At 41.3% G+C, this 8,737-nt stretch carries 10 protein-coding genes; all 10 read right to left on the bottom strand.

The features are described 5' to 3' along the window. Window positions 1-46: 46 nt before the first annotated feature. A complete protein-coding gene (locus tag ACZYTD_RS17075; protein WP_463893888.1) occupies window positions 47-796 on the bottom strand; it encodes an SLATT domain-containing protein in 750 nt (249 codons plus the stop codon). A gap of 72 nt (window positions 797-868) precedes the next feature. Next, on the bottom strand, window positions 869-1,564 hold the full coding sequence (locus tag ACZYTD_RS17070; protein ID WP_463893886.1) for an HNH endonuclease: 696 nt from the start codon (window positions 1,562-1,564) through the stop codon (window positions 869-871). Continuing rightward, the gene (locus ACZYTD_RS17065; RefSeq protein WP_463893885.1) at window positions 1,555-2,943 is read right to left on the bottom strand and encodes an AAA family ATPase; all 1,389 of its coding nucleotides are present in this window, start codon (window positions 2,941-2,943) and stop codon (window positions 1,555-1,557) included. Before ACZYTD_RS17065 ends, ACZYTD_RS17070 begins: the two co-directional genes overlap by 10 nt. A gap of 87 nt (window positions 2,944-3,030) precedes the next feature. Further along, window positions 3,031-3,750: a GNAT family protein gene (locus ACZYTD_RS17060; protein ID WP_463893884.1), complete on the bottom strand. Its 720-nt coding sequence runs from the start codon at window positions 3,748-3,750 to the stop codon at window positions 3,031-3,033. 696 nt (window positions 3,751-4,446) lie between these two features. After that, window positions 4,447-4,815 (bottom strand): hypothetical protein, encoded by a 369-nt coding sequence (locus ACZYTD_RS17055; protein ID WP_463893883.1) that lies wholly within the window; start codon window positions 4,813-4,815, stop codon window positions 4,447-4,449. Window positions 4,816-4,910: 95 nt separating this feature from the next. Continuing rightward, window positions 4,911-5,486, bottom strand: a complete 576-nt coding sequence (locus ACZYTD_RS17050; RefSeq protein ID WP_463893881.1) for a tetratricopeptide repeat protein — start codon at window positions 5,484-5,486, stop codon at window positions 4,911-4,913. Between the two features lie 123 nt (window positions 5,487-5,609). After that, window positions 5,610-5,987, bottom strand: coding sequence for a hypothetical protein (locus ACZYTD_RS17045; protein WP_463893879.1), 378 nt, complete (start codon window positions 5,985-5,987; stop codon window positions 5,610-5,612). A 116-nt stretch (window positions 5,988-6,103) separates the two neighbouring features. Continuing rightward, window positions 6,104-6,706 carry a hypothetical protein gene (locus tag ACZYTD_RS17040; protein WP_463893878.1) on the bottom strand — a complete coding sequence of 201 codons (603 nt, stop codon included), beginning with the start codon at window positions 6,704-6,706 and terminating at the stop codon, window positions 6,104-6,106. Window positions 6,707-7,261: 555 nt separating this feature from the next. After that, a complete protein-coding gene (locus ACZYTD_RS17035) occupies window positions 7,262-7,717 on the bottom strand; it encodes a DUF6843 domain-containing protein (RefSeq protein WP_463893876.1) in 456 nt (151 codons plus the stop codon). A gap of 582 nt (window positions 7,718-8,299) precedes the next feature. Continuing rightward, window positions 8,300-8,716 (bottom strand): hypothetical protein, encoded by a 417-nt coding sequence (locus tag ACZYTD_RS17030; RefSeq protein ID WP_463893875.1) that lies wholly within the window; start codon window positions 8,714-8,716, stop codon window positions 8,300-8,302. Window positions 8,717-8,737: the final 21 nt, after the last annotated feature.

Here is an 8,737-nt window from a genome sequence, read left to right as displayed (position 1 = left end):
CTTTATGCGCGTCCCAGTGAGCGAAGCGAACGACTTAAACTATTTGTTACACAAAATGTTCAATGATTGATTTTAAAAACAAATACAATGATGAAAAACCAAGGATGTTGAATGCAAACACAGTTAATGCTACTGGCGGAATATAGATCATGAGGTGATACAACATTTTTGTTGTTACGTAATGCTTGAGTTTTATAAAAAATATTTTCGCGGGTCCAATGTTGTGGTCTGGGTAGTTAGGATATGAGACTCTGAATAGTTTGCTGTCAATGTCGTCATGATTTTCAAATCTTTTTAAGATTAAATCATACTTGTCATCTATATCCTCAACTTGAGTCCAAAATTCATCATCTTTCTCCTTGTTTGTATATTTGCTTTTTAATTTTCTTAGTCTTTTATACAAAGAGTTAATCTCGAGTCCACACTCATGGAATTTGTGGGCTTTCAGTGTGTAGTTTGATGATGACTCCATCTGCCCTATAATCATTATTATGATGGCAATTGATATGTTTAAATATGTAACTAACTGATTTAACTCTTTGTTGACAATAAATAACTGGATTAGTGAGAGGAGAATCAGATAGGCGGACGAAAATGCGATTGTTCTCCCCGATAGTTTATTCTTTTCCTCCATTCGCTTGGCGGCAGTAAATCTTGTGCGAGATGTGGACCAAAGGTTGTAATTCAGTTGTCTATCAAAATCTCCTTGTGTATATGAAGGGATCTTGTTTTTCTGTATTTTTTGTTTTGAGATAATTCGCAGCATAAAGCTACGGAACATTTTTTTGAATGTCATCGATATCTCCATCTTGTGTAACTTCGACTTATGGGGCGGTTGAAAACCGTCCCATATTAAGTTTTTGTTATATTAAATTTGCTCAATACCTAAAATTTGTTGTTTTGAAATTTTTTTGCCGTGTTCAACTAAATCAGTTATACATCCAAGAATAAAGTTCTCTTCGAGTGGGGATGATGCATTTAAAAGTTCATTTGAGAATTCACTTATTTTCAATTTCACATCTAGAGAAACATTACCATATTCAGCGAACTTATATAAAAACCTTAAAAGCCCACAAATTTCTATTGTGTTTTTACCTTTTTCATCAATTGGTATAAAAAATAAAGAACTAGTCAGTATTTTTATATGATTTTCATAGCTATCAAAGTGAGGATGAATGAATATATAATCCTTACTTGATTTGGGGAATGTTGTTCTGTTTTTGTTTACAAGCACATTCTTATTGGATTTTTGCCCATTGCAATCTTTGCATGCAACACATAAGTTTTCCTCTTTAAATAAAAACTGAGGAAAATTATCTTTTGGAATTATATGCTCTGTGTCCCAAATAGCATTATGATCAACTTCTATTCTCTGTCTACAATATGGACAAGTATAGTCCTGATGACGTATATAATGATCTTTGATGTGCTTTTTTACTTTGGTCAGTGCCGCGTCACTTTCTGTATCCCAGTAATTTCCACTTTTTTCAATTGGTGATAGTTTGTTGTAAATATCAACTTTTTCCTTTACCTCGCCAACATATTTTACAGGTATCAGAGCCATTTTAATGAATCTCCGATCGCTTCTTTTAGCATAACCATTAACTTGGAAACTGGATCATCTTTTTCTATTTTACCTTGTAGCGCTAATATTTTATGCGCTAATCGTAGTTGGCGATCATTTAATTTACCAGAGTTGCCAAACTGTGTTAATAGGGATAAAAGCTCCCTACTAAGATATTCATTTCTATGGCCAGGAGATTTGAATATATTTGCAAGTTGAAAATCAATAGATCTATTTATAATGTCACGGGATTCAATAGCGCAGCCATCATCCATAGATGTTATATAACAATTATCAGCTTCAAGATTTGATACTATTTGAGGGGAGTGAGTAGCAATAATAAAATGGCAATTGGTAAAGTTACTAAAGGTAGATATCAATAATGATATATATTTTTCTTGCCATTCTGGATGAAGACATATTTCAGGCTCGTCGATGCAAATTAAACAATTATTATCTATTTGACTTGCAATGCCAAGCATACCCATGACAACGGATTGCTCACCAGAGCTAGCTTCGTTAATTTTAAATCTATGTCCACTTTCTTTTTTCTCAAGTGTAATATCCCTTAGCTTGGCTATGCCAGTATGAATTAAATATAGTATATCTGTATCCATCGATTGTTCAAAACCATCCAGATGAATGCCCCATCGATTAATAAATAACTCTAATCTTGGTTTGTTTACATGGTTGATTATATTGTGAAGTATATCCAGGGCTCTAATTATTTCACCATATTTTTTTTCTCCATCAGCACTAATAAAATAATTTCTATCCAACCATCTATTTTCAGATGAATTGATGTAATTTATAAATTCATCTTCGGGAAAGCTGTTGTTAATTATTTTTTCAAATCTACTTGGTGATATGGCAAGAGCAAATCTAGCTTCAATTAGATCAGAGTATCCAAGATATTCTAAGATATTCGCAATCCCATTTGCTTTTTCAGGAACCATGTTTATGGAATAAATTAATGAATTCATTATTTTATTCATATAGCCTAAGCTAAGATTTGAGTTTTGTATGCCACGAAGGCCTAAATATATGTAATCATTAGAAAATTGTATTTTATCCATTCGGCGAGGTATTGGAAATCTATCAAATGGACTAGTAGAGACCGCTATTATTTTATCTGGTAGTGTTTCAAAAAAGAGATGTGCTTTTGGGGATGTTCTAATTTCATATCTTTCTTCGCGCTCAAACCTATAAAAGCTATTTTTTTCAGATAATGTATTTTCAATTATTGATTTTAATAGCCTGCTTTTTCCTGTACCATTTTTCCCAACAATCACACTAAATATATTTAAATTATTTATTTTGGATGGGCTTTTATAAAATTCAAAGTGACCATGTGGTGATGAGTAGTATTTAAGCATCATTCTTCTCTATTTTTTAATATAACGTCTGGTTAAGGGGCCGGCTTTAGCCGGTCCCGAGTGAGCGAAGCGAGCGGCTTGAACCATTTGTTAGGCGTTGCTGCCAATTTTGCGTAGATACTGATACGCCTGCTCTCCGGAGTAGATGTCTTTCTCGCACTTTACTGGGGCCGATATCAGTTTGTTGGCGATCTTGTTAGATGCTTCGTTTGAGGTTGAAATGACGGCCTCAAGATAGAATTCTTTCATCGGGGTTCGGCTTAGCCCGTGGGTTAGCTCTTTTATTGCTGCCTCTACGATTTTTTTGCCCATACCTTTTTGGCGCATTTGCTCGATAACTGCATAGCCAATTTGAAAGCATGGTATATCGTCCACTGGTTCTATAAGAACAAAGAGCGCGATAGCCTGGACTTTGTTGTTCTCAATTTTGGCGTATGTAAACCGTGGAATGTCACTTGGATGATCAAGCAGAACTTTTATGTCGGAGTGAAGTTCGCATGCTTGTAATTGGACTGTTCTGGCAAGGAGTGCATCTTGTAAGCCTTTTAGTGATTCCATTGGGTCTGTCATGCTGAGTACTCCACTGAGTGCGCCTAACGTCTGTTTAACCGGCTGGCCAGCAGCCGATGTTGAAAAATGAAACGGCGGCTTACTGGCCTGTCCGGTGTTTAAACTTTTGTTGTATGAACCTCGCAGCTGCATTGAAACGCCGCTTCTGTGGCCAACAGGAACTTGTTGTTGCTTCTGGGCTGAGAACAGAAAGAAGAAACAACCATCTGACGCGACGCTACTACTGTGCTGATTGGGCACGGATGAACAACCTCGGTTGTACCTGTTCACCCCGAACTCAAAACACCAGGCAGGTTGGCCGGAGCGGGGAGTCGAGGGTATGGACCCGAAGCTGGTTACAACAGGGCTCTAATGCTCGCCGTGCCAGATGACGCCAACTATTACCGCCGCTGTTCACGGCTAAAAATTCTGACCTTGGATTACATACAACGTCTGTTTAACCGGCTGGCTGCAACCGGTGTTGAATATAGAGCGGCTGCGTATAGCCAGTCCGGTGTTTAAACTTTTGTTGTGCCGCTGCGATGAAGCTAGCGACGCCAGCCGCTTGGGCTACAACGAAATAGAGCCGATGAAACGATTGGCCTGAACAGCGTCACGAAGAATAAAACGCCTTAATATCCGAACCAGCCTAACCTGATAAAGCAAAGAACCGCCGCTGATGTGGGCATGGTTCTAGGATTTATTTGGAACAAAGAAGAGCAGGGCGCTGGTGCTGATGTTTAACCTGAACCACTAACACCCAAGAAGAAAACAGCGCTATTGCCACCGTTCAAAATGAACTCAAATTAACCACCAAAATGTTGCTGACAATGAATTGGTTTTGATGTTTCACCGAACCCCAACGACCGAGCTCAAAAACCTGCAGGATTCAAAATTGCCAGCTATCTAAACCGCTCTTGCCACTACAACTCAATTACTTGGAAAACCGCACAACGCTCAAGTTAAGCGGCGTGGCAAAGCCGCGTCCGCTTGAATGCTTTGTTGGGCTGAACCTCTCTCGGATTGTAGCCACGCCGCTACCGCCAAAGAGCAGTTTTCTGCCTGTGCGATGTAAGTTCGAACATCTGCGGCCATAAGTGGGTCTGGATCCAGCCACGTTAGCTGGGCAAGCTTTAACAATTGCTCCTCTGAGGGGCTCTGCTTTAGCCACCAGTGAAAAGCTCCATTGCGATCGTGCTCCGAATCGTATTCATGGCCTGGCTCATAGCGACTGACAACAAGCTGCAGATATTGGTCTGGTAGCATGCCCCATTTCACCCACTCTGCTGGGAATCGCATGAGCGCTATCCATTGCTCGAATTTCATAGTTAAGCCCAACATTTTAAATAACCGGCCCGCGTAGCGGGTCCGGCGTAAGCCCGAAGGGCTGAAGCAAGGTTAATTTATTTGTTATGTGTTGGTTATTTATTTTTACATGAGTTTCCAATTATTGCTTCAAGCATGGCTTTGTAAGATGGATATTTAGGGTTCCATGTGTACACCATTCTTGTTAGCTTGGCATTAGGATCTGTATATACGATCAATGCTTCAGTATATGCCTCACATGCCTTGGCTGGCTCGTGCTGGTTAGTATAACCATCTCCAACCCCAATAAGTGAGTTAGCAGCACCCCAATAATCACCACCTTTTTTAGATGACTCCATTGCTTTTTCATAAAACGAAATTGACTTGTTATATGTTGGATCGTATGTGCCTTCTTTTTCGTAAAAATCTTTAAATGAGCGATAAGCCTGACTACTATAAAGTACACCTAGTACACTATAGGCAGTTCCCGCACCAATATAATCATTCTGTTTTTCATAAATTGCCGCCGCATCAATCGCTAGTTTTTCTGCAGGAAGCGGTCGACCTAACTCGATAAGTTGATACGCTTGGGTTATTTTTTCTCTTGGATTATTTGTTTCAGACACTAGTGCAGCTGAACATCCGCTTAAAAAAATTGTTGGCAATACCCATTTCATGTCAAAGAAAATCATAAATACTCCATTCGAAATGACTGCATATCTTACATGATACTTAGGTTATGATGTGTGCGTGTTTTTTACACGCCTTAGTCAGCATAGCAAACGGGTTAAGTTATATGTTAGGTGTTTAACTGGTTACCCTTTAGCCGTGCATTTGTCTGATGATATTACACTCGATTCTCCATAGGCATAAAAATAAGTAGAGTTGACATCTTCTAATGGTACAACTTCAACGCATTCGCCTACGGAAAAACTACTGTCCACTTCGGCATAAATTACTTTTCCAGACTCGGTTTTAATTGTGTATTTATGTGACGCATAAGGCGAGCTCTGTATAATTGAGACTAAATTTCCAAGTAACCCGAAAAAAAACAATCCTGGTGTTGATTCTCCAACTCTTGGTATCTCCACTATTTTTTCGACAATTCCAGTTTGTCGATAGCCATTCCCTGTCATCCCACTTGAGCTGCAACCAAAAATGAATACAGAAAGAAGGCAAATTAGCTTTTTCATGAATAACCCCTCAAGGTCGAGATGTAATTTATATCGACACATAACATTTTAAATAACCGGCCCGCGTAGCGGGTCCGGCGAAAGCCCGAAGGGCTGAAGCAAAGTTGATTTATTTGTTAAGGTTTAAACTTGATGTCTAGCAATTCTTTCTTTATAGGGGCGTTATCTATTACCATATATTTATCGTTAACCATTTTTACGTCTCTTTGATATTCATCATGTACAGATGGAATTGCTCCTGCTAAACCGTCCATCCCAAGAATATTTTCCCCTGTCAGCATGGTAAACTTAATGTTGCCAATATAAATTAATTCACCTGCTTTTACCTCAAGGCTAGGTGGCAGGTCTTTTTTTGGCTCATACCAATAATCATTTAGTGCCCACATGTAACCCCAACGACTTAATGAGTATTTGCCGGGTAATAGTGTTGCTGCAAATACACCACCCCGTTTATGTTCCGTTTTGCCAAAGTCGTCATATGCCCCTGTGACATATGGTGCAAATCTTATGAAAATTGGTGCGATTTCTTTATTCTGCGGCTTCAATGAAAAATTAATATCACCAGAAATTAGTCCATCACCTTCTTCTGTGTATGAACCAACAATTAACGCGTACTTTTTTGAGTCCCATTTGTCAATTCGACCTATCTGTTCTCCATTTGTAATGCTGCATGCTGTTAGACCAATCAGGGAAATCACTACCAGTAAACGAGTAATCATTATTACCTCTTAATACCTTAACGTCTGTTTAACCGGCTGGCCAAATGCCAACCTGTGAATGATAAACCGGACGCTTAAGGCCAGTCCGATTGAAATTTTTGTTGTGCCTGCACTGAGGTTGACTATGCCAGCCGCTTGGGCAACAGCGAAACCAGCCTGATGACCAGTTGAACCAGAACAGCGCCAAGAAGAATAAGGCGCAAAGGCTGGTGTTCAACCCCAACGAGTTGGGACAAAGAACAAGCACCGGTGCCGATGCCATTGGCCAACTCGTTGGAACAGAGAAGGCGAGGGCGCCGAGGCCGATGGCCAAGGCTGGCCAGAACGAAGCCACCAAGATGCCGCTGACAACGTGCCAAGCCGGAGTTCACGCCACAAGATGATGACGGTTCTCTAACACCGGGCCATTTCTCTTAGGCCAACTACCTGCTGCTCATGCCTTGGAACCACTTATGACTGGCAACACGCACAACATTTTAGTTATGGGGCGCGCGTGCTTTTTGCGCGTCCCAGTGAGCGAAGCGAACGACTTAAACTATTTGTTAGGTGTGATTTTCATTCTGACGGGCCACACATGTTTGGTTTATCCGAGGAATATGGAGGTTGTTGCTCCTTGGCATTTGGACTCACCCAGAACATGAATGTAAAACGATCCGGAGCATCGGATTTGGCAACCGTGTACCCGCCTCCCATTTCTTTTTCTATGTTCATTTGCCTGAGGTTATTGTCCCCATAGAACCAGAATTCATCTTTGTACTTTCCAGGCATTCCCTCTGTAGAAGTAGCGACGACACCAGACAACGAAAACTTTACAAGCCGGAAACCATCCTCGATTTTGAGAGGAGGAGCGCCAGACACTGAATAGGTTACACACAACCAGCCAGCATAACCCTCTGGTATCAGGTAGCGATTTCGCTTGGGCGTGTTTGCATCGAGGACCCAGAGGAAGCCAGCAAAAACAAGCAACCCTGCAACCAAAGACCACAACCCGACTTTCAGAATTTTAAGCATCGTTGTCACCGAACCTAACGTCTATTTAACCGGCTGGCCTGCGCCAACCTATGAATGAAAACCGGACGCTTAAGGCCAGTCCGATTGAAATTTTTGTTGTGCCAGAACTGCTGCTAACTACGCCAGCCGCTTGGGCAACAGAGAAACCAGCCTGATGGTTTGTTGAACCAGAACAGCGCCAAGCAGAATAAGACGCTAAGGCTGGCGTTCAAACCCAACGAATTGGGACAAAGAACAGGCACTGGAGCCGATGTTACTGGCCAACTTCTTGGAACAGAGATGGCGAGGGCGCCGATGCCGATACACAAGGTTGGCCAGAACGAAGCCACCAAGATGTTGCTGACAACGTGCCGAGTTGAAGTTCACACCAGATGAGGATGACGGTTCTCTAACACCGGGGCATTTCTCTGCGGACAACTACTGGCTGCTTTTGCCCTGGAACCACTAATCACTGGCAACACGCACAACGCCTTGCTTACCGGCCCAGCGGAGCAGAGCAAGCTTGTGGTAAAATTTGCGCAGCAAACCACAAACTTGCGGCGCGTAGTTGGGTCCGAGTAAAGCAACTTGTTACGAGTTGAATCATATAAAGAACTGAACTACTGGCTTATCATCAGCGACTATGTGATCAGTGATGTGATATACGTCTTTGATCCAAGGATGCTTAAGTGCTTCATCTCGGTCCAATATCTTGCCAAGAAATGTAACGTGACTCCAAGGTGATTCGTCTTTATCTGTTACCGTTACCACCCAATTCTGATTGTTGTCCCAGATTTTCACTGAAAATGCCCTTCGCATTTCAGGTTCACCGCCTTCGCCCCACGCACCCAAACCGATAAGGACATACGCAACCTTGTCTTCATGCCCATCAGTAAATACGACATAATAAACCGCGAAGGCGTCGCCATCTTGGTATACAAAACGAGTTAACCGAGTTGACGTGTTTCCACAACACTCGCATTTTTCCAATTTTGGCTCTTCGAATTCGATTTCGATCATTGCTCAACACTTAATACTTGT

Source organism: Pseudaeromonas sp. HNCC25DJ180, assembly GCF_055413345.1.
This window is presented reverse-complemented; position numbering and strand designations above follow the sequence as displayed.